The organism is Mycobacterium sp. 1165196.3, assembly GCF_001673415.1.
Lineage (GTDB): Bacteria > Actinomycetota > Actinomycetes > Mycobacteriales > Mycobacteriaceae > Mycobacterium > Mycobacterium europaeum_A.
This window is the reverse complement of sequence record NZ_LZLU01000195.1, coordinates 41,667-60,948: the sequence shown is the minus strand read 5'-3', so window position 1 is coordinate 60,948 and position 19,282 is coordinate 41,667. Positions and strand designations below refer to the sequence as shown.

The 19,282-nt window shown below is 67.7% G+C and carries 21 protein-coding genes; 8 read left to right on the top strand and 13 right to left on the bottom strand.

Going from position 1 to position 19,282, the window contains the following annotated elements; all coding sequences use genetic code 11:
• The 5 genes from A5659_RS20420 to A5659_RS20400 all read left to right on the top strand — a co-directional run bounded on the left by A5659_RS20420 (position 1) and on the right by A5659_RS20400 (position 3,791).
• Positions 1-774 (top strand): enoyl-CoA hydratase/isomerase family protein, encoded by a 774-nt coding sequence (locus A5659_RS20420; protein ID WP_066863356.1) that lies wholly within the window; start codon positions 1-3, stop codon positions 772-774.
• Between the two features lie 106 nt (positions 775-880).
• Entirely contained in the window at positions 881-1,558 is a 678-nt protein-coding gene (locus A5659_RS20415) for a TetR/AcrR family transcriptional regulator (protein ID WP_231997928.1), read from the top strand.
• 127 nt (positions 1,559-1,685) lie between these two features.
• Positions 1,686-2,327, top strand: a complete 642-nt coding sequence (locus A5659_RS20410; RefSeq protein WP_066876734.1) for a carboxymuconolactone decarboxylase family protein — start codon at positions 1,686-1,688, stop codon at positions 2,325-2,327.
• A 10-nt stretch (positions 2,328-2,337) separates the two neighbouring features.
• The gene (locus A5659_RS20405; protein WP_066876865.1) at positions 2,338-3,024 is read left to right on the top strand and encodes a GntR family transcriptional regulator; all 687 of its coding nucleotides are present in this window, start codon (positions 2,338-2,340) and stop codon (positions 3,022-3,024) included.
• Positions 3,021-3,791 (top strand): SDR family NAD(P)-dependent oxidoreductase, encoded by a 771-nt coding sequence (locus A5659_RS20400; RefSeq protein WP_067023837.1) that lies wholly within the window; start codon positions 3,021-3,023, stop codon positions 3,789-3,791. The genes A5659_RS20405 and A5659_RS20400 overlap by 4 nt, the downstream gene beginning before the upstream one ends.
• Here the strand turns inward: A5659_RS20400 and A5659_RS20395 are convergent.
• The 5 genes from A5659_RS20395 to A5659_RS27875 all read right to left on the bottom strand — a co-directional run bounded on the left by A5659_RS20395 (position 3,738) and on the right by A5659_RS27875 (position 10,252).
• The gene (locus A5659_RS20395) at positions 3,738-4,679 is read right to left on the bottom strand and encodes an LLM class flavin-dependent oxidoreductase (RefSeq protein ID WP_067183792.1); all 942 of its coding nucleotides are present in this window, start codon (positions 4,677-4,679) and stop codon (positions 3,738-3,740) included. The two genes, A5659_RS20400 and A5659_RS20395, sit on opposite strands and share 54 nt — an antisense overlap.
• Positions 4,676-5,875, bottom strand: coding sequence for an LLM class flavin-dependent oxidoreductase (locus tag A5659_RS20390; protein WP_067023843.1), 1,200 nt, complete (start codon positions 5,873-5,875; stop codon positions 4,676-4,678). Before A5659_RS20390 ends, A5659_RS20395 begins: the two co-directional genes overlap by 4 nt.
• Positions 5,876-5,954: 79 nt before the next feature.
• Complete coding sequence (locus tag A5659_RS20385) at positions 5,955-7,328, bottom strand: 4-hydroxyphenylacetate 3-hydroxylase N-terminal domain-containing protein (RefSeq protein ID WP_067183790.1); 1,374 nt, start codon at positions 7,326-7,328, stop codon at positions 5,955-5,957.
• Between the two features lie 17 nt (positions 7,329-7,345).
• Complete coding sequence (locus tag A5659_RS20380) at positions 7,346-9,658, bottom strand: acyl-CoA dehydrogenase (protein WP_067183787.1); 2,313 nt, start codon at positions 9,656-9,658, stop codon at positions 7,346-7,348.
• A 381-nt stretch (positions 9,659-10,039) separates the two neighbouring features.
• Positions 10,040-10,252 (bottom strand): hypothetical protein, encoded by a 213-nt coding sequence (locus A5659_RS27875; RefSeq protein WP_156749290.1) that lies wholly within the window; start codon positions 10,250-10,252, stop codon positions 10,040-10,042.
• 248 nt (positions 10,253-10,500) lie between these two features.
• On the opposite strand from A5659_RS27875, the gene A5659_RS20375 reads away from it, so the two are divergent.
• Positions 10,501-11,349 carry a family 16 glycosylhydrolase gene (locus A5659_RS20375; RefSeq protein WP_066876724.1) on the top strand — a complete coding sequence of 283 codons (849 nt, stop codon included), beginning with the start codon at positions 10,501-10,503 and terminating at the stop codon, positions 11,347-11,349.
• Between the two features lie 12 nt (positions 11,350-11,361).
• Here A5659_RS20375 and A5659_RS20370 read toward each other — a convergent pair whose 3' ends face one another.
• On the bottom strand, positions 11,362-12,204 hold the full coding sequence (locus tag A5659_RS20370) for an SAM-dependent methyltransferase (protein WP_067183784.1): 843 nt from the start codon (positions 12,202-12,204) through the stop codon (positions 11,362-11,364).
• Positions 12,205-12,234: 30 nt separating this feature from the next.
• Positions 12,235-12,918, bottom strand: coding sequence for a hypothetical protein (locus A5659_RS20365; RefSeq protein ID WP_067183780.1), 684 nt, complete (start codon positions 12,916-12,918; stop codon positions 12,235-12,237).
• A gap of 169 nt (positions 12,919-13,087) precedes the next feature.
• Between A5659_RS20365 and A5659_RS20360 the strand changes: the two genes are divergently transcribed.
• Positions 13,088-13,342, top strand: coding sequence for a hypothetical protein (locus A5659_RS20360; protein WP_066863208.1), 255 nt, complete (start codon positions 13,088-13,090; stop codon positions 13,340-13,342).
• Between the two features lie 72 nt (positions 13,343-13,414).
• On the opposite strand, the gene A5659_RS20355 is transcribed toward A5659_RS20360, so the two are convergent.
• The 5 genes from A5659_RS20355 to A5659_RS20335 all read right to left on the bottom strand — a co-directional run bounded on the left by A5659_RS20355 (position 13,415) and on the right by A5659_RS20335 (position 17,574).
• Positions 13,415-14,869 (bottom strand): aldehyde dehydrogenase, encoded by a 1,455-nt coding sequence (locus tag A5659_RS20355; RefSeq protein ID WP_067183777.1) that lies wholly within the window; start codon positions 14,867-14,869, stop codon positions 13,415-13,417.
• A 112-nt stretch (positions 14,870-14,981) separates the two neighbouring features.
• Positions 14,982-15,392 carry a VOC family protein gene (locus A5659_RS20350; RefSeq protein WP_066876714.1) on the bottom strand — a complete coding sequence of 137 codons (411 nt, stop codon included), beginning with the start codon at positions 15,390-15,392 and terminating at the stop codon, positions 14,982-14,984.
• A 4-nt stretch (positions 15,393-15,396) separates the two neighbouring features.
• The gene (locus A5659_RS20345; protein WP_066863218.1) at positions 15,397-15,849 is read right to left on the bottom strand and encodes a helix-turn-helix transcriptional regulator; all 453 of its coding nucleotides are present in this window, start codon (positions 15,847-15,849) and stop codon (positions 15,397-15,399) included.
• Between the two features lie 59 nt (positions 15,850-15,908).
• Complete coding sequence (locus A5659_RS20340; protein WP_067183773.1) at positions 15,909-16,763, bottom strand: lysophospholipid acyltransferase family protein; 855 nt, start codon at positions 16,761-16,763, stop codon at positions 15,909-15,911.
• Positions 16,756-17,574 (bottom strand): class I SAM-dependent methyltransferase, encoded by an 819-nt coding sequence (locus A5659_RS20335; RefSeq protein ID WP_067141954.1) that lies wholly within the window; start codon positions 17,572-17,574, stop codon positions 16,756-16,758. The genes A5659_RS20340 and A5659_RS20335 overlap by 8 nt, the downstream gene beginning before the upstream one ends.
• A gap of 79 nt (positions 17,575-17,653) precedes the next feature.
• Here A5659_RS20335 and A5659_RS20330 point away from each other — a divergent pair, with 79 nt between their 5' ends.
• The gene (locus A5659_RS20330) at positions 17,654-18,223 is read left to right on the top strand and encodes a TetR family transcriptional regulator (RefSeq protein ID WP_066863227.1); all 570 of its coding nucleotides are present in this window, start codon (positions 17,654-17,656) and stop codon (positions 18,221-18,223) included.
• 32 nt (positions 18,224-18,255) lie between these two features.
• Here the strand turns inward: A5659_RS20330 and A5659_RS20325 are convergent, their stop codons facing one another.
• Entirely contained in the window at positions 18,256-19,158 is a 903-nt protein-coding gene (locus A5659_RS20325) for an NAD(P)-dependent oxidoreductase (RefSeq protein WP_067183770.1), read from the bottom strand.
• Positions 19,159-19,282 lie beyond the last annotated feature (124 nt).

The window sequence follows — 19,282 nt, the reverse complement described above, 5'->3', positions numbered from 1 at the left end:
ATGCTCGATCCCGCCGCATACCGCACCATCGATGTCGCCGTGGACGGCGCGACCGCCGTCGCCGTGCTGACGCTGAACCGGCCGGACAAGGCCAACGCCGTCGACGACGTGATGCATTCGGAGCTATCGCGGGTGTTCGCGGCGGCCCAAGACGACGTCCGGGTGCGCGCCGTCGTGCTGACCGGGGCGGGCCGGACCTTCTCCGCCGGCGGCGACGAGTCCAGCGATCGGCAGTACGCGTCCAGTTCGGGACGGACCCCGATCGAGGAGGCGCGCCACATCGTCGACGACATCGTCGGGCTGACCAAGCCGCTCGTCGCCGCCGTCAACGGCCACGCCATCGGGCTGGGCGCGGTGCTGGCCACCCTGGCCGACGTCTCCTACGTCTCGGAGCGGGCGAAACTCGGTGATCTGCATGTGCACGCCGCGCTGCCGGCGGGCAACGGGGCCGCGGTGATCTGGCCGCTGCTGGTCGGGCTCAACCGCGCCAAATACTTGCTGATGACCGGCGAGGTCCTCACCGCGGCGGAGGCCGAACGCCTCGGGCTGGTCACCCGCGTCGTCCCGCCGGCCGATGTGGTGCCGTCGGCGCTGGCGATGGCGCAACGACTCGCCACGCTGGCCCCCCAGGCGGTGCAGGGCACCAAGGCCGCGGTGAATCGGCTCCTCGCGATGGCCTCGGGCGCGGTCCTGCCGTTCTCCCTCGCGCTCGAGGCGGCCGCCATGGAGCATGACGACTTCCGCGCCGCGATGGCGAAGTTGGGCCGCGCGTGAGGCTTGCATCAATAGGGACGCTAGGACCCTCCCTGGGAATTGTCAACGTCAACGTTCACGTTGACAAGCGGGTTAATCCTCAGGTCAGTCCCCCGGATGGCGTATTTTGACAACGCGACACCCGCACACCAGGAGGCCGACGATTCCCGCCGCACGCCAGCAGAGCGACAACGCGCGGCGCCGCCACGAGCGGCGCACGGCTGACCGCCGCGCGTCCAACGAGCGCTGGCAGACCATCCTCAAGGGCGCCGCGGAGGTGTTTCGCCGAGAGGGGTTCGCCCGCGCCCGGCTGGAGGACGTCGCGGTCGAGGTGGGCATCAACCGCGCCTCGCTCTACTACTACGTGGGCACCAAAGAGGAATTGCTGGTCGCGCTCATCGAGCAGCCGGCCTACGAGATGACCCGGCACTGCCGCGACGCGCTCGAATCGGATGCGCCACCCGAGCAGAAGCTGCGTCGCGCGCTGGACTCCTACATCAGCGACTTGGCCACCTATCCCGAGCTCTTCCTGCTGTTCGGCGAAAGTCAGCACATCGCAACGATTCCGGAGGCACAGGGCATCGTCGCCAACGCCGACGCCTACGGCAAGACGCTGCTGGCGATCATCGAAGAGGGTGTGGCCGGGGGCGTGTTCCGCTCGGATCTGGATCCTCGGCTGGCCATGCTCGGCATCCTGGGCATGCACAACTGGATCCACCGTTGGTATGTCCCCGGCGGGCGCAACTCGCTGACCGAGATCGGCGACGCCTTTGCGGCCATGGTGCTGTCCAGCCTGCGGCCCTGATCCCCAGACTGTACGCAATCGCACCCTCTGTGCGGGCGACGAACTGCGTTGACGCGGCGCTTGAGCCTAGGATTGAATGCAATCTGCAGTAATGCTTGGTCCGTGCCGTCAGCCGAGAGGAGACGCGATGCCGCGTCTGAAGCCGATTCCGCGCGATGAAGTCACCGACGAATTCACGTTGAAGATGTATGACTTCATGTTCGGCGACCGTGACCCGGTGGCCGAGCCCGGCACGGTGGGCGGCACTCCGGGCAACTGGTGGACGGTGATGGCGCAGTCCCCCGCCGCGCTGCGCCACGCCGTGCGCGGCTTTCGCCTCTACCGCGAAGAGGTGTCCATCCGCGCCGATCACCGCGAGCTGGGCCAGATCCGGGCGGGCTGGGTGGTCGGCAGCCAGTTCGTCTTCTCCCAACACTGCAAGGCGTGCCGGTCGGCGGGGTTGTCCGAGGAGAAGATCGAGGCGATCCCGTCCTGGCAGACGGCGGACTGTTTTGACCCGGCCGAGCGGCTGCTGCTGGCCTACACGGATTGCCTTGCGGGACAGCACGGCCGGGTGCCCGAGCGGCTGATGACCCAGCTGCGGGAAGTTTTCAGCGACACCGAGATCCTCGAATTCACCTACACCACCACCATGTACGTGATGCACGCGATCATGTCCCGGGCATTGCGGCTGGAATTCGACGATGTCGACGACCCGACCGTCGAGGTCGTCGACCCGGAAGGCGGCGGTGTGCTCGACATCGGCGCAGCGACGTCCGGGGGTGACTGAGGTGAGCGAGATGGACGGCCGCTCGCAGCTGGCGTACCGGCTGATCAGGCGTGCCATCGCCGAGGGCGAGTTCGAGCCGGGCTCGCGACTGGTCGAACAACGCATCGGCGAGATGTTCGACCTGTCCCGCACCCCGGTGCGAGAAGCGTTGCGGGCCTTGGCCGCCGACGGCCTGGTCACCATCGAGCGCAACCGCGGCGCCATCGTGGCCACCATGTCCGAGACCGACATCCGCGACCAGTACGAACTGCGCGCCCGCCTGGAGTCGCTGGCCGCCGAACGCGCCGCGACCCGGATGCGCGACGATGGCATCGCGGCACTGGACGCCGCGATCGTCGAGTTCGACCACGGCATCGAGCTGGTATCGAAGGGTTCGGCCGACGCCGGGCTGCGCCGGATCACCGCCGCCAACAGCGCCTTTCATCAGGCCATCGTGGTGGGCGCCCAGCATCGGCGGCTATCCGCCCTGCTGGAGCACGCCGTCGATATCCCCCTGGTGTATCAGGTGTTTCGGCATCAGACGCGGGAGGAACGGGAGCGGTCGAATCTGTTCCACCGCATGGTGCGCGACGCGATAGCGGCGGGGGAACCGCTGCGCGCCGGTGCGCTGATGGCCGAGCACATCCTGCAGGGCCGCGATTCCCTGCTGTCGTTGAGGTCGCAGCGGGGTCGCGAGACCGAAACGCACGCTTCATGACCGTCGGCCTCGGCGACCGGTTCCGGCTGGACGGCCGCGTCGCCGTCGTGACCGGGGCGACGTCCGAATTGGGGCTGGCGATCGCGCGAGCGCTCGGGGCGGCGGGCGGGCGAATTGCGTTGGCAAGCCGGCGCCTCGATGAGCTCGAAGCGCGCTGCGCCCAGCTGCGCGACGACGGCATCGACGCCGCCGCCTTCCGGGTGGACGTGAGCGATCACGAATCGTGCACGGCGGCAACGGATCTGATCATCGATCGGTTCGGCGGCGTGGACGTGCTGGTCAACAACGCCGGTGTGGGCACGGCCGCACCGGCGACGCGCGAGGACCCGGCGCAGTTCCGGCGCACCGTCGAGGTCAACCTGATGGGCGCCTACTGGATGAGTCAGGCGTGCGGGCGATCGATGCGGCCCGGTTCGGCCGTGGTGATGATCAGCAGCATCCTGGGGCTGACCACGACTTCGCTGCCGCAGGCCGGCTACGTGTCGAGCAAGGCGGGGCTGCTGGGACTCACCCGCGACCTGGCCCGACAGTGGACCGGCCGCAAGGGCATTCGGGTCAATGCGGTGGCGCCGGGATTCTTGTCGACCGGCCTGACCGAACTCACCCCCGACGGGTTCAACGACGACTTCGTCGCCACCCGGGTACCGGCGGCGCGGTTGGGTGAACCCGACGAGGTCGCCGCCGCGGTGCTGTTCCTCGCCAGTCCGGCGGCCTCATTCGTCAGTGGTGCCGTGCTGCCCGTTGACGGTGGCGCCCTGATCACCTGACCGGCGAGCGAACAGCAGGCCGCGCAGGTGTTCGGTGACGGCGGGGTCGATCAGTTCCGGCTCGTAGAGCAGGTCCGGCGGGAAGTACAGCACGATCTCGTCGATGCCCGCCTGCTGCCACCCGGCCACCCATTCGTCGAACGCCTGCACCGACGACCAAATGGGGTCGGCCGTGGTGGCCGGGCTGCCGGCCAGAATCTGGCGACGGATGGTCGCGGGGTCGCGGCCGGATTCGGTGCAGAACTCGTCGAGGGTGGCCGATCGCCGCGCGGTGAGCTCCAGCAGCCGCGGCGACGACAGCCCCCATCCGCCGAACGAGCTCCAGATATCGCCGAACCGGGCCACCAGCTGCAGGCTCGAACGGGCATGCGCGGCAACACAAATCGGGGGCCGGGGCCGTTGCAGCGGCGGCGGTCGCAACCGGAAATCACTCACCCGGTAGTGGGCGCCGGAAAAGTCGACCGGTTCGGCGCGCAGCAGCGCATCGATCAGTTCGACCGCTTCGGCGAATCTCTCCGCGCGTTCCGCGCGCGGCCAGGCCGCGCTGCCGACCATTTCGTGGTCGGTGGGGGCATAGCCGGCGCCGAGGCCCAATTGCAGCCGCCCACCCGACATGTTCTCGACGGTGAGGGCCTGGCGTGCCAGCATCACCGGGTGCCGCAGAACGACGTTGGACACCAGCGGCCCGAGCAGGATCCGGCGGGTGCAGTTGGCCAGACCGGCCAGCGTGGTGAACGCTTCGAACCAATTCGACCTGGGTGCTTGCGGATTGGCGCCGTGATCGTCGATCCAGAGGCTGCGAAAGCCCATCTCCTCGGCCCGTTCGCAGCGGTCCACCAGCGTGGCCCAGGAGACATTGGGAAACAGCAGCGCCCCGAAGTCGGTCACCGGCCCGCGGGCAGGGTTTTGGTGTGGGCTTCGTCCTCGGCGCGGCGACGGGCGTCGCGCTCCTGCAGGAATTGCTGGGTGGCACCGACGATCGCGTTGGTGATGTTGCCCATCAACGTCTCCCGGTGAAAGATCGTCCAGTCGCGGCTGCGTTCCAGCGGCTCGAGGCAATCCTGAAACACCGGCATGACGTAGCGGCTGATCATCTCGTAGGAGCGCAGCGTGGCCTCGCGGTTGGCCCACTCGTGGGCCATCAACAGATAGGTGCCGAAGCCGCCGGATTGCCGCTGCAGCCGGCGCAGCTGCTCGATCGCCATGTCGGGAGTGCCGATCACGCCCACGCCGGTCTCATTGACGGCAGACACGATGTCTTCGCCGGGGTCGAAATCGCCCAAAATCGGTATGGCCCCGACGTTTTGGAAGTAGTCCACCCACTGCGCCAGACCCACCTCGACATCCTTGCGGGCCTGTTCCACGGATTCGGCGATGTGCATCGGCCCGCACATCCGCCAGCCCTGACGGCTCACCGTGGTTCCGTGCGCGGCGGCGGTTTCGGTTGCGGTGCGCCAGTTGCGGGCCAGCGCATCGAAGGCCTTCTTCTGGGTGGCCGCGATCGAGAGCAGTCCGATGCCGAACTTGCCGGCGGCCACCGGGCCCGACGGCGACGCCGTCACCGCCACGCTGACCTCGATGTTGGGCTTGCTGTACGGGCGCAACTGCAACCGGGCGTCACGCAGCGTGAACCAGTCGGTCTCCCGGTTGACCGGGGCTTCGTCGCGCCACAGTTCGAGCACCGCCTCTAGGGATTCGAGCATCATGTCGCGCTGACGGGTGGTCTCGATGCCCATCATGTAGGCGTCGCCGGGCAGCGCGCCCGGTCCGACGCCGACGATCAGGCGCCCGCGGGTCAGGTGGTCGAGTTGCACCATGCGGTCGGCGAACATGAACGGGTGGTGATACGGCAATGAGGCCACCCCGGTGCCCAGCCGGATGCGCTTGGTGCGGGCCGCGGCCGTCGCGATCATCAGGTCGGGCGCGCCGATGATTTCCGTTCCGCCCGAGTGGTGTTCGCCGAACCACGCCTCCTCGTAGCCGAGTTCCTCAACTGCTTCGACCAACTGCAGGTCGCGCTCGAATGCGAGCGTCGGATTGTCGCCGACCATGTGGTACGGCGCGATGAAGACACCAAAGCGCATGGCCTAAATCTACGTCTACGTTCACGTTCATGCAAGCAGCCGCCGTCGTGACGATCAACGGCAGGGCGGGATGGGGGTCTCAGTCCAGGGCGGCGGCGTGCCGCGCCAGGCGCTTGGCGCGTTCCATGTCGTAGTGCTTGCGGGTCACGAGCCGCTGTGCGAACAGTCCGCCGCCGGATTGCACGTTGGTCACCAGGTGCCAGCCGCCGTACGAATCGGCGGTGGTGTCGCGGATGGCGTGGAACAGCTTGGCGCGGGCGTCGCCGGACACGTCGGCCGCTCCGGTCAGGTATTTGCGCAACTGGGGGCCGATGTCCGGGTTGTCCAGGTCCGCCATCGACGGTGTGGTGATCACCCCGCCGCCGGCGATGTCGTGCAGATGCCGGACCATCAAATTGAAGTTCGCCGCGCCTAGGTATTTGGTCGCGTTCGTGTACAGGTCGTCGGGATAGTAGTAGCCCTCGGGCGTGGTGTGGGCGTTGCTGATCGCGGCCTCCATGCCGGCCCGCAAGTTGGTGGCATGGATCATCATCTCGTCGATCTTCTCCCGGATGTGTGACACCCGTGCGGTCCCATTGGCTTCGGCCATCAACTGCGCCAGGCCCACCATCTCGTCGGCCTGTTCCACCATCACCGCGGTGCCGCCGAGGCGCTCCCACAGGCCCAGCGAGTGCGCGAAGATGCCGGCCTGTGCGGCAACGCCATCGAGGAACACGTGCTCGGTCGGGACGAACACGTCGTCGAAGATCACGAACCCGTCCGGCATGCTGCGCCGCGCGCTCACCGGGTAGTCGCGCTCGTCCCCGCCGCGGGCTTGCACGGTGCGGCTGATGACGTGCACCCCCGGGGCGTTGACCGGTACCGCGCACGCGATCGCGTAGTCCTCCTCCCCTGGCTTCATCGACTTGGTCGGCATCACCATCAGGTGATGGGCGAACGGTGCCGCGCTGATGTGAAGTTTCGCGCCGCGGATCACCACGCCGTCGTCGCGGCGCGCCACCACGCGCACGTACTGGTCGGCATCGTCCTGCGCGGCTGGCGCCTTGGATCGGTCGCCCTTGGAGTCGGTGATGCATTCGGCGATTCGGATGTCGTCCCGGCGGGCTTGTGCCACATAGGAGTTGATGCGGGCGACGAACTCGGGGTGGGCGTCGGCCAGCCGCGCCGCCGCCACCACGAGCGTCATGAGCGACTGGTAGGTGACGTTGAGCAGCAGGTCCATGCTGGTGAGGATCGGCACCCGGTCACGTAGTTCCGCGACGCTGCGCGGCGCCTCCACCAACGGGTTCACCGCGTCGCCGTCGGGCCGGTAGTACTGGTCGTATCCGGCGGCCACCGCGTCGAGCGCCGGCGCCAGCAGCGGATCGGTGTCCATGTCGGCGACCAGCTTGCCGTCCTGGTAGACCCGCCGTCCGTCACGGAGTGAGTTCGTGTACTGCTCGCCGGTCATCATGGTCGGTGCGCTCTCCTCTATCGGCTGGTCCGCTGGTTGAAGGGTGTGTCACGGTCGGGGTCGGCCTCGCGGGGCAGCCCAAGCACGCGCTCGGCGATGATGTTGCGCTGGATCTCGGAGGTGCCCCCGGCGATGCAATACTTCTTCATCTCCAAGAATGACCGTGTGCCCGAAGGCATTTCGGTGTCGACGGGCCAGCCCATGGTGAGTTCGGGAAGCAGGTCGACGCGGATGCGCCCCGCGCGCTCGTGCAGGTCGGCGCTGACGAGTTTGCGGATGGAGTCGATGGCCCCGGGGTTGCGGTCCGCGGCGACGCTGGCCCGAAAGCCGGCGCTCTGCAGTGCGCGTTCGTCGACGAGCATGTGCTGCAGGCGGTCTCGCACATCGGCCCGTTGCCATGCGCCGCTACGCACCGCCTCCGCGATGAGCTGGTCGGCCACGCCGGGGCCGACGACGGGAGGCCCGGTGAGGCTGTTGCGTTCCTGCATCAGGGTGCTGATGCCCACCTTCCAGCCGGCGTTGAGCGGACCCAGGCGGGCCGCGTCCGGCACTATGACGTCGGTCAGGAAGACCTCGTTGAATTCGGCGTCACCGGTCATCTGCCGAAGCGGCCGCACGTCCACTCCGGGCGTGCGCATGTCGAGCAGGAAATAGGTGATGCCGGCATGTTTGGGCAGCGTCGGATCGGTGCGCGCCATCAACAGCCCGAAATCGGCCGTGTCGGCGAACGAACTCCAGATCTTCTGGCCGTTGATTAGCCAGCGGTCGTCATCGATACGCACCGCCGAGGTGGACAGCGACGCCAGATCCGATCCGGCGCCGGGCTCGCTGAACAGCTGACACCAGCGGTGATCGCCGCGGGCCAGCGGCCGCAGGTAGGTGTCTCGCTGCTCATCGGTGCCCCACTGCAGAATGGTCGGACCCGCCAGCCATACGCCGACGAAGTCCTCCTCGGGCCGGTCGACACCGCGGCGGCGCAACTCCTCCACCGCGGCACCGCCTTCGTCGCGACCCAGACCGCGGCCGCCGTATTCGGTCGGCCAGGTCGGTGTGGCCCAGCCGGCCTCGCCGAGGCGGCGATACCAATCTCGCTGCACCGCAGAGTATTTCTCGCCCGGCGGCGGCGGGGCGTGATCGCGCATGATCGCGTCGGTCAGGTTGTCGGCCAGCCAGCGGCGCAGCTCGTCGGGCGCCGGCGATTCGCCCCGGGCCTGATCGGATACGGTTTCCGTTGCGGTCGAACGGCTTTCGGCCACGGCCGTGCCGAGCCGGTGGCGGTGGGCCGACGGCGTCCCGAACAGGTACTGGTTGGCCTTGGCGCGGCGCAGGTACAGATGTGCGACGTGCTCCCAGGTGTAGCCGATTCCGCCGTGCAGCTGGATCATCTCGGCGGCGTTCTGCAGTGCGGCTTCCCCGCACGCGGCCGCGGCGACGCTGACGGCGAAGTCCGCGTCGGCCGCGTCGCCGGCCAGCTGCCGGATGGCGTACCAGGCGCTGCCGGCGCACAATTCGGCCCGTACCGCGGCGTCCGCGAGGCGGTGCTTGAGGGCTTGGAACGCCCCGATCTGCCGGCCGAACTGCCGCCGATCCAACAGGTACTGCTTCGTCAGTGCGACGCACTGCTCGGCGAGCACGGCCTGCTCGGCGGCCAGCAGCGCCGTCGCGCGCAGCCGCACCCGGGCCAGGACCGCCTCGGCCGCCGCCACGGCACCGACCTGTCGAGCCGGTGCGCCGCTCAGTCGGAGATTGGCGAGGCCGCGGCTGGGGTCCAGGGTGGACAACCGCTCGCGGTCTACACCGTCGGAGCCGGTGACGGCGTACAGCGTGGTGCCCCCGTCGGTGTCCGCAGCGACCAAGACGATCTGGGCGTCGGCGCCGTCGGGGACGTGGTGGAATTGGCCCGACACCACCCAGTTCGGCCCGTGCCGCTCGGCGTGGCCGGTGCCGTCGGCGAGGGTGGCGGTCAGCTCGCCGGTGACCAGGCCGGGCAGCAGTTCGGCGCACACGGCGTCGTCGCCGCAGGCCAGCAGCGCTTCGGCGGCCAGGCAGGCGGTGGGCAGGTAGGGCACCGCGCCCAGTTCCCGCGCGAGTTCTTCGCAGACGACGGCCTGTTCGTACAGCCCGGCGCCGCTGCCGCCGTATTGCTGCGGCACCGCGATGCCGAGCAGCCCCAATTCGGCCAGCTCGGCCCACCCCGCGCGGCGTGCGGCCGCGGCACCGGCGTGCCGCGTCTCGTGCAGCGGAAGGCGCTTGGCCACGAGTTTGCGCACCATGTCACGCAGGTCGTCGAGTTCGGAGGCAGACGACAGCGCGTCCAGCGAGACGGCCATTTTGTATACAGTAGGGCCGATTTGACGGGTGTCAATGTTCGATGGCCAGCAAGGTATCGCCGTGCGCCGCTGGTTGTATGCAATCTCGGCCCGGAGCGCGGCGGGTGGCAATGCCCGATGCCGCAGCCGGGGGTCAGCCGGGAAAAGCGGTTGACGTTGCTGGTCGGTCCCGGTGGGCGGCCGGCTTCAAATGCCTAAGAAATGCCGGCGGCATGCGCACCGACCTATGGAAACGCACGGTAGTGGCACCCGGACATCTCTCGACTTGGGCTTGAGACTTTGCGACCGAAGCGGCGTGCGCAATTCGATGGCTGCGCGTCAATTGCCACGGACCGCCTTTTCAGAGATGAGAAACGCGGCCACCACAATTCGTGGCGAAATTCAGGCCGGGGTGTTGCCGCTCGAGTAGAGCTTGAAGTTGCGGACCAGCGGAACGACCGGGTTCCCCGCTGCGGCGCGCTGGCGCGCGCGAAATGAGGGATGACGACGCATTGCCGCATTGCGTTCGCGTTCGCGACGCTGCGCGGCGGCCCATGCTGGATGGGACTGAAGGAAAATAACCGTGCCTTCTGGTGTATTCGCCACGATCGTCACTCCTCTCAGTACCACCCGCAAAAGCTACAACAGTGTGGTTATCGGATCGTGATTCCAGAATGCCCGCCGAATCCTGAGACCAAACCACCCGCCAAGGTGAGAATTGGCCGTGAATTTGCGCGCGTAATCCGTTGCCACTGCCGTGCTGTCGTCCACGCTGGTCCGACCGCGATCAGAACCATAGCGACGGGCACCGACAGAATTCCGTTTCAACCTCGTGCCCGGTGGGCTGCTAGGGTCCCTTGCTTATGCCGGAGATTGATCGCCGCCGCATGATCTTGACGACCGGGATCGGGGTGCTGGCAGCAGCGCTGCCCACCTCGAACGCCTGGGCCTCCCCTGCCAGACAGGACGAGCCTGCCGGCCGGATACCGCCGCCCGCCGCGCCCAGCGGCCAATCCGGGAACTACATCTTCTCGGACGAATTCGATGGTCCGGCGGGGTCGGCCCCCGACGCGTCGAAGTGGGCGGTGGCCAAAGCCCGCGAGACGATCAAGGACCCGACCTATTGGGAGCTGCCCGAGCACATCGGGCAGTACCGCGACGATCGCCGCAACGTGTTCGTGGACGGGAATTCCAACCTGGTGCTGCGCGCCGCCAAGGACGGCCCCACCTACTTCAGCGGCAAGGTGCAGAGCCTGTGGCGCGGCGGCGTCGGCCACACCTGGGAGGCCCGGATCAAGTTGAACTGCCTGACCGCGGGCGCCTGGCCCGCGTACTGGCTCGGCAACGACGATCAGGGCGAGATCGACGTCATGGAGTGGTACGGCAACGGCAAGTGGCCGTCGGCCACCACCGTGCACGCCAAGGCCAACGGCGGCGAATGGAAGACGCACAACATCGCGGTGGACAGCGCCTGGCATACCTGGCGCACGCAGTGGGACGAGGCGGGCATCCGGTTCTGGAAGGACTACACCGAGGGCGCCGCGCCCTACTTCGACGTGCCGGCGAGTTCGCTGCCGGACTGGCCGTTCAACGGTGCGGGCTACACGGTCTATCCGGTCTTCAACCTGGCGGTGGCCGGATCGGGCGGGGAAGACCCGGGCCCGGGCAGCTACCCCGCCGACATGCTCGTCGACTGGATTCGCGTCTGGTAGGGCGGCGCGCCCTCAGTGCGTCAGCAGCGCGACCGCCGTCGTCGGCCTGCGACCCGGACGGCGCAAATCCGATCGCAGCCAGGCGAACGGGCGCATGAAGATCGGTAGTCGGCCGAACCGTTTGGCGGCCACCAGCAGCGATTCCGCTTCGACGGCTCGCCAGCCGAGGTCTTCGAAGAAGGCCAACCCGTTTTCGGGCGCGAACTTGAAGGGTGCGTTTTCCGAAATCCCGGCGACGTTCTTGTTGATCCGCTCTTTGAGACCGGGAAAGGCGAAATCGATCATCCACCAGGTGACCTCGGGTCGCTTGATCGCACCTGAAAGGGCGGCGACGTCGGAGGCCTCCAGGTACATCGACAGCCCCTCGGTCAGCACGAAGGCCTTCGTCGCGCCGGCCAGCGCCTCGTCGAGGAAGGCGTCCCGGGCGTGTGGGTCGGCGAGGTCGACCGCGACGCGGTTCAGCCGGCAGCGCGGTGTCTGATCGGCGAGGATTTGCGTCTTTTCGGCGAGCAGCTTGGGTAGGTCGGCTTCGATCCAGGTCAGATCGGGTGGGAGCTCCAAGCGATAGGGCCGCGTGTCCAGGCCGGCGGCCAGGTTCAGGACGCGGTCACAGCCCTGGGCGAGTGCGGCTGCGATGGCGTCGTCGATGAGCTTGGTCCGTGCGACCAGCCACCAACCGCTGCGGTCCGTCCAGGGAACTCCCGCGACGATCGCGCGGCCGTGCTCTCCCGCGAGACGTTCGGCGAGCGGGTCGCTGAACAGCGCGTCGGGGCGCAGCGTTTCGGTTGCCCGGTGCAACGCCGTCCACCGGGCGGTATCGGAAACATGGGTGATCGTGTGCCCTGGACCAGACATACGTTGCGTTATAGCAGTACCGGCGCCGCGCTATTGGCCGGCCCTGCCTCCCGCGAACCACGCGGCGGTCACCCCACGGGTGGCGGGCGGTGGAAGAACGGCGTCGGGCGGGCCGAGGCGACCGACTTTGACGCTCCACGCCGACGACGAGCGATCGATGCAGGATCCCGCACCCTGACTGGGCAGCCACAGCACGGCCAGGTCACTACCGGCGCCGCCGCATCCGTAGACGCCGACGTACCCATCGGCGCGCCCACCCCACGCGCCACCGTTGCGCAGCAGGCAGCGGGTGCCGTCGTCGAGGGTGAGCGCGAACGGGTCCGGGTCGGCGGTCGGGTGCACGGGCGGAAGGTGACCGTCGAAGGTGACCCGGTGCATTTGCATGTCCCACGGATTGTCCACGCACAGAAGCGATCCCGGCGTGGAGGGCCAGCATGTGCCGGCTCCGGCCGCGCTCGGCGAACAGTAGTAGACGTTGTCGGCCACCGCCGACGGCGACGGTTCCGAGCAGTCGCTCGCCTGCCCGACGTTGCCCGGCCCGGACGCCACGTGGTAGCCGTTGATCGCTTCACCGCTGGGCCCGACGGCCATCACCGTGATCGACTGGGTGGGCGGCGGATCCGCCGCCGCGGGCCCGGCCGCCGCCGTTGACAGCGTCGGCAGGGCGAGCGCAGCAACGGTGAAGATCCGGGCCACACAGCGCGTCACGTTCATCGAGCCAACCCCTTCGTCAGGCCCCCTCCTGCAGGGTAGGACGCGCCGTGGATTCGGCGGGCCGGTTTGGGCGGCGACGCGTGATTGGGATCGGTAGCCGCGGGCCGGGGCTGTACTTGCTGCCATGACGCCGCCAAGGAGGTGGCGACCCAGGAAAGGAAGACAGCAAATGAACATCGTGCCGACCAGCATCCAAGAGCAGATCAACCGCGTCGATCGGCAGCGCAGCCTGTACATCGGGATCAGCACCGGGCTGCTTGCGCTCTGGAGCGTCTACCGACTGATCTGGATGCTCTACCTCGGAATGACTTTCGGCTGGTTCTTCGGCGCGATGGCCTTCCAGGTGGTGTTGTGGGGTGTGATCGGCACGGCCGCCGCGGTGGCCTCCGTCGGATTCCTCACCCGCTACAACAAGGGATCTTGACTCGTCTGACGGCCGTCGGAGAAGTCCCGGACCTGGTACGGGTCCGGGACTTTCCGTTGTGGCGCAATTGCTTTAGAGCTGAGCCCAGACCGACTTCGTCTTGAGGTAGATCTCGAGGCCCTCTTTGCCGAACTCGTGACCCCAGCCGGACTGCTTGTACCCGCCGAACGGGACATCGTGGTCGAACACCAGCTGGCAGTTGACCTGCACGCTGCCGGCCTGCAGTCGGCGCATGATCCGGTGGGCCCGACCGAGGTTCTCCGTCCAGGCGGTGGCCGCCAAGCCGTAGGTGGTGTCGTTGGCCAGCGCCACCGCCTCGTCTTCGTCGTCGAACGGCAGGATGGTGACCACCGGACCGAAGATCTCCTGCTGGTAGAGCCGCATGCTGGTGTCGACGTTGGTGAGCACCGTCGGGTGGACGAAGTAGCCCTTGCGGTCCAGCCGGTGGCCGCCGGTGACCACCTCGACGCCGTCGCTGCGGCCTTCGTCGATGAAGCCCATGACCCGGTTCAGCTGCTTCTGGCTGATCAGCGGCCCGCTGACGCAGCCCTCCTCGCTGGGGGCGCCCAACTTGAACGAATTCGCCATCATCGCAATGCCTTCCACGACCCGGTCGTAGACGCCGCGCTGGGCGAAGATGCGCGACCCGCATACGCAGCCCTGGCCGGAGTGCACGAAGATGCCCAGCGACGCCATCATGATGGCGTTGTCCAGGTTCGCGTCGTCGAAGATCAGCACCGGCGACTTCCCGCCGAGTTCGAGCGTGACCTTCTTCAGGTTGTCGGCGGAGGCCCGCACGATCTCCTTGCCGACTTCGGTCGAGCCGGTGAAGGCCACCTTCTCGACATCGGGGTGCGCGGTGATCGCGGCGCCGGCGGTGTGGCCGTATCCGGTCAGCAGGTTGACCACCCCCTCGGGCACCCCGGCCTCGTGGATGAGCCGGTCCAGCAGCAGCGCCGACAGCGGGGTCTCCTCGGCCGGCTTGACGAGCAGGCTGCCGCCCGCCGCCAGGGCCGGTGCCAGCTTCGCGCTGGCGTTGAAGATGGGGCCGTTCCACGGAAAGATCAGTCCCACAACGCTGTACGGCTCCTTCAGCGTGTAGGCGTGTATGTTGACGTAGTTGTCGGTGGCGATGCCGTCGGTCTTCACGTCGTAGGCGACGCCGTTGATCTTCGAACACCAACCGGCGTAGTAGCGGAAGAACTCCGAGCAGGTCGACATCTGCAATTGGGCCTGCAGCAACGGCATGCCGGTGTTGAGCGAGTCCAGTTGGGCGAACTCCTCGGCGTGCTCGTCGATCAGTTCGCCGATCCGCCACAAGATCTTGGCCCGCTCGCGGCCCGGCAGCTCCGCCCAGACGCCGGACTCGAAGGTCGCCTTCGCTTTGGCCGCTGCGTCATTGACCGCTTCCTGCCCGCAGTCGGTGAACTCGGTGATCGTCTCCTCGGTCGCGGGATCGATGACCGCGATGACGTCCCCCGTTCCGGGGCGCTTGCGAATGTCGTCCAATACCGCCTGCACCGTCATCTGATCCCTTTCGTCTTGCCAGTCGTGGCGCCCCGGCGCCCCGTGCGCTCAGTGCTGAGCACTTGCTTAGCATTGTGCACACGGCTGGTCAAGCATCCGCACGCGGATGGGCTCAGCGCGATTCCTGGATGCGGATGAGGTTTCCGGCGGGATCGCGGACGGCGCAGTCGCGAAGCCCATACGGCTGGTCGGTGGGTTCTTGGACGATGTCGACGTCGCCGGCCTGCAGCCGTTCGAAGGTGCCGTCGAGATCCTTGGTGGCCAGCAGCAGCGTGGCGTAGCTGCCCTTGGCCATCATCTCGGCGATGGTGCGGCGCTCCTCGTCGGTGATGCCCGGATTGGCGGCCGGCGGGTTCAAGACGATGGACGTGTCCGGCTGGTTTGGCGGACCCACCGTGATCCAGCGCATCGTGCCCTTCCCGACGTCCAGGCGAACTTCAAAGCCGAGGACGTCGCGATAGAAGGCGAGCGATGATTCCGGGTCCGTGTGGGGAAGGAAACTCGAGTGAATGGTGATGTCCATGCGGTCAGGTTAGGTGCGGTCCGATGGCAGCTGCTTCTCGATTCCTGATCGGTCTGGTCACCTGTTTGACCACGCATGGCGGCATGCCCGCCAGCGCGTCAGCAGCCTGGCGGCGGTAGGTGCTGGGCGGCACACCGACCAATTCGGTGAATCGGGTGCTGAAGGTGCCCAGCGACGAGCAGCCGACCGCGAAGCAGACCTCGGTCACGCTCAGGTCGCCCCGGCGCAGCAGCGCCATCGCCCGCTCAATGCGACGCGTCATCAAATACGAATACGGCGATTCGCCGTAGGCACGCCGGAATTCGCGGCTGAGGTGGCCGGCGGACATGTGCACCCCGCGCGCGAGCGCTTCGACGTCCAACGGCTGCCGGTAGTCCCGGTCGATGCGGTCCCGAACGCGGCGCAACAGGACCAGGGTGCGCAGGCGCTGCGCCGCGGCGTCCGGTGTGTTGGTCACCTACGTGATGCTGCCACCCCGACCTGTTGAGGGCGCATCTCTCTCGGGGTGTTTCGTCCTCAGGCCATTGTGGCGCTGCGCCAGGCCAGCGGGTTCAGCCCGCGGTAGGGGTCCTGCCCGCGCAGCCGGAGCAGGTCGGCCAGGATGTCTTCCAACTGCAGCCGGGCCCGCTGCCTGACGATATCCACCCACTGTTCGTTTTCGACGCCGAGCGGCGTCGTGGTGTCGATCGCAGGGCCGAACCGCAGATACATCCGCTGCGGGCGCGGGATGAGCGTCGGCCCGATCCCCCGCAGCAACGGCATCGCCATGTCCGGCCGGCCATTCAATCGCCGGCTCAGGGCCGCACTGACTTTCGCGTATGCGCTGTCGCGGGTGGTCCAACTGCGATACACGTCGTCGCCCCCGACCAGGCCGACCGGCACGATCGGGTAGCCATTTTCGACCGAAAGGCGGGCGAAGCCCGAGCGCCCTTGCCAGCGCAGCGTGTACTCCTCGCCTTTGAATTTCGCGATCTCGCCTCCGCCGCCGGGGAACACCAGGATGGTTTCGTCGTGGCGCATCAGTTCACGCGCATTCTCGGGTGCGCCGATCACGCCGCCGAACGCCGCCATCAGATCGGCGGGCAATCCGCGCAGCCGCCCGAAATTCCGGTCGGCCAGTGGCCGTACCCGCGTTCCGATGCTGCGCCGCACCGCATCCGCAATCAGAAAGACCTCGGAGCCGAGCTGAGTGTGGTTGCCCACCAACAGGAATCGCCCGTCGGGCGGCAGATTCTCCAGCCCGTCGACGTACGGACGGGACAGGTTCAGCACGGGGTGCAGCCCATCGGTCACCGCATCGAGCACCCGGCGCAGCGCCCGGACACGCTCGCCGGGGTCGGTGATGGCGACGAGATCGGGTCCGTCACTCATGGTCGGCGGGTCCCTCCGGACGCGAGAACACGACGGCGTGCGACGGCATCCCGCGTCGCCGCGGCGAAGCCAACACCTGCATCCGGATGTCGGGGCCGGCGCTGTGGCCGAGGGCCTCGAGCGCCGACGTGCTGTAGGCCCGCAACGCGCTGATGAACCCGTCGTGCAGGCACGGGTGTATCCACGACCACGGCAACAGCACCAGGTTCACCGGCAGCGTCACCACCGGAAACAGCAACGTGGCCAACGGACTTCGCCTCTTGAGGTCGATGACCAAGAACCGCTTGCCTACCCGGGTGGCCTCGGCGATGGCACGACAAGCCACTGCCGGCGGCAGGTGGTGAAACGCCATCGCGAACACCACCAGGTCATAGCTGTCGTCCGCGGCGTCGATCGCCGTCGCGTCGATCAGTTTTGCCTGCGCGCGTGGATGAGCGCCGAGCGCACCGGCGCCGATGTTGGCCACCGAGGTCGCGTCCACATCCGAGACGGTGACCGTCGCCGTGGGGTGCAGCTCCAGAATCTTGGCGGACAGTTTGCCGTGACCCGCGCCCAGTTCCAGGACGCGGGGGTTGGCGATGTCGGCCACGACATCCAGGGCCATCCGCGCGAACGTCTCGTGCTGGTTGGTCAGCGTGCCGATGCGATCCAGCATCCCGATGACCTTCTGCTTGACCTCGTCGGCGACGTCCTCGCGATCGAGGTACTCCGGCGTATTGGTCTCGAACCGGCGATCCAGCCACGACGCATCGGGTCCGCCCCGCGGCATCGTCGCGACCGCAGCTTGATCGAGTGTTCTGGCCGTTCCCATCGCCCCGTCTCCTTTGCGCTTTGCGGTGTGCTCCCACCACCGTAACAAACGAACCAGTTCGTCCGCCTATGATGAGTCTGTGAGGACCACCACTGAGCTGCGCGGCGAAATTCTCGCCGCCGCTCGCGCGGAATTCGCGCAATACGGATTGGCGGGCGCCCGGATCGACCGCATCGCGCGGGCCGCCAGTGCCAGCAAGGAACGTTTGTACGCGCATTTCGGCGACAAGGAGACCCTGTTCCGCGATGTGGTCGCCGCTGACGGCGCGGAGTTCTTCCGCGCCGTTCAGGTGCGCCCCGACGCGGTCCCCGAGTTCGTCGGTGACATTTTCGATCTCGCCCAGAACCGGCCGGAACACCTGCGGATGATCACCTGGGCGCGGCTGGAGGGCTTTCCGCTCGACAAGCCCGAGTTCGACGGCGAGTCCCCGCCCGACAGGGCGGTCGCGGCGCTGGAACGCGCCCGCCTAGACGGTCACGTCGATCCGTCGTGGGACCCGAGGCAGCTGCTGGTGCTGCTGTTCGGCATCGGGCTGGCCTGGGCCCACTGGCCCGACCCCGACGCGGCGACCACGGACGCGGACGTCATCGCACGCCGCCGCGCCGCCGCGGTGGAGGCCGCGGCCCGGCTTATCCGGGGCCGAGCCTGATGTGTTCGCCGATAATGTTGTGCCGCAACCGGTTAGACGCCAACGAGCTCCGGGTGGTACTTGGCCGCCATGCGACGGATTCCGTCGCGCCAGTCGACCGAGGTGCCGCCGATGAGCTCGTGCATCCGGTCGATGGTGGTGGGATTGCCGCGTAGCGCTTGCTCGCTCGGCTCGAAGACCGGTTCGGCGCCGATTAGGGACCCGAGGTAGTCGCACCACTCCTGCAAGCTGACGGTCTGGTCTCCGCACCAGTTGACCGTGGTCGCCGGGACCGACGCGGCCTCGAGCAGCTTGGGGATGGTGGCGATGATGTCGTCCTCGTGAATGGGGTTGTAGCGCGCGGGCTCACCGGGCGGGACGGGAATCGGGATGCCGCCCAGCATCATCTCCATGTGATAGAACGGCCAACCACCGTTGTTACCGTAGGGAACGTTGAGCCGCGCGATCGTGGTGGGCAGGCCGAGAATGCGAGCCGCCGACCGGGCCACCACTTCCCCGGCGATCTTGGAAATGGAATAGGTCGGAAAGAGTGGCTTGTGGTTGTCGCCCAGGGCGGACCGCTCGCTGCGCGGCTCGTCGTCCGGCGGGTCGTAGACGGCCGCCGACGAGCAATGCAGGAAGGTCTTTGCGGTGCGACAGTGGGCCATCAGCAGGCCGACCGACTCCGCGTTGGCCGCAAGGTCCTTGTCCCAGCTTCCGCTCTTGGCCACCGCCAGGTTGAGGACATAGTCGAAATCGGTTGGCACACCGGTGAAGTCGCCGGCCGCGAGATTCACCTTCTCGCAACGGATTCCGGCCTTCTCGAGGCCTTCACGCGCGGCGGTGTCGGTGAAACGGGCGATCCCCCAGACCTCGTTGTCGCCGGCAAGCGCCCGGGCGATGGGGGTGGCGATTTGACCGGTCGGGCCGGTGATCAGGATTTTTGCGCCGCGCATGGGCGCAATGGTATGCGGTGACGAAACTGGATGTTGCATAACCGTCCACCCTTGTTTGGGGTGGTTGCGGCCCCACGTCGTGAACTTTCGCGCATTTTGCTCACGAGAGCGATAGGGTCTTTGC

What these genes read in the sequence shown, in the direction of transcription:
- A5659_RS20420 (WP_066863356.1), top strand. Translation starts at nt 1, where the DNA reads ATGCTCGATCCCGCCGCATACCGCACCATCGATGTCGCCGTGGACGGC.
- A5659_RS20410 (WP_066876734.1), top strand. Translation starts at nt 1,686, where the DNA reads ATGCCGCGTCTGAAGCCGATTCCGCGCGATGAAGTCACCGACGAATTC.
- A5659_RS20405 (WP_066876865.1), top strand. Translation starts at nt 2,338, where the DNA reads ATGGACGGCCGCTCGCAGCTGGCGTACCGGCTGATCAGGCGTGCCATC.
- A5659_RS20400 (WP_067023837.1), top strand. Translation starts at nt 3,021, where the DNA reads ATGACCGTCGGCCTCGGCGACCGGTTCCGGCTGGACGGCCGCGTCGCC.
- A5659_RS20390 (WP_067023843.1), bottom strand. Translation starts at nt 5,875, where the DNA reads ATGCGCTTTGGTGTCTTCATCGCGCCGTACCACATGGTCGGCGACAAT.
- A5659_RS20385 (WP_067183790.1), bottom strand. Translation starts at nt 7,328, where the DNA reads ATGATGACCGGCGAGCAGTACACGAACTCACTCCGTGACGGACGGCGG.
- A5659_RS20380 (WP_067183787.1), bottom strand. Translation starts at nt 9,658, where the DNA reads ATGGCCGTCTCGCTGGACGCGCTGTCGTCTGCCTCCGAACTCGACGAC.
- A5659_RS20375 (WP_066876724.1), top strand. Translation starts at nt 10,501, where the DNA reads ATGCCGGAGATTGATCGCCGCCGCATGATCTTGACGACCGGGATCGGG.
- A5659_RS20370 (WP_067183784.1), bottom strand. Translation starts at nt 12,204, where the DNA reads ATGTCTGGTCCAGGGCACACGATCACCCATGTTTCCGATACCGCCCGG.
- A5659_RS20365 (WP_067183780.1), bottom strand. Translation starts at nt 12,918, where the DNA reads ATGAACGTGACGCGCTGTGTGGCCCGGATCTTCACCGTTGCTGCGCTC.
- A5659_RS20360 (WP_066863208.1), top strand. Translation starts at nt 13,088, where the DNA reads ATGAACATCGTGCCGACCAGCATCCAAGAGCAGATCAACCGCGTCGAT.
- A5659_RS20355 (WP_067183777.1), bottom strand. Translation starts at nt 14,869, where the DNA reads ATGACGGTGCAGGCGGTATTGGACGACATTCGCAAGCGCCCCGGAACG.
- A5659_RS20350 (WP_066876714.1), bottom strand. Translation starts at nt 15,392, where the DNA reads ATGGACATCACCATTCACTCGAGTTTCCTTCCCCACACGGACCCGGAA.
- A5659_RS20340 (WP_067183773.1), bottom strand. Translation starts at nt 16,763, where the DNA reads ATGAGTGACGGACCCGATCTCGTCGCCATCACCGACCCCGGCGAGCGT.
- A5659_RS20335 (WP_067141954.1), bottom strand. Translation starts at nt 17,574, where the DNA reads ATGGGAACGGCCAGAACACTCGATCAAGCTGCGGTCGCGACGATGCCG.
- A5659_RS20325 (WP_067183770.1), bottom strand. Translation starts at nt 19,158, where the DNA reads ATGCGCGGCGCAAAAATCCTGATCACCGGCCCGACCGGTCAAATCGCC.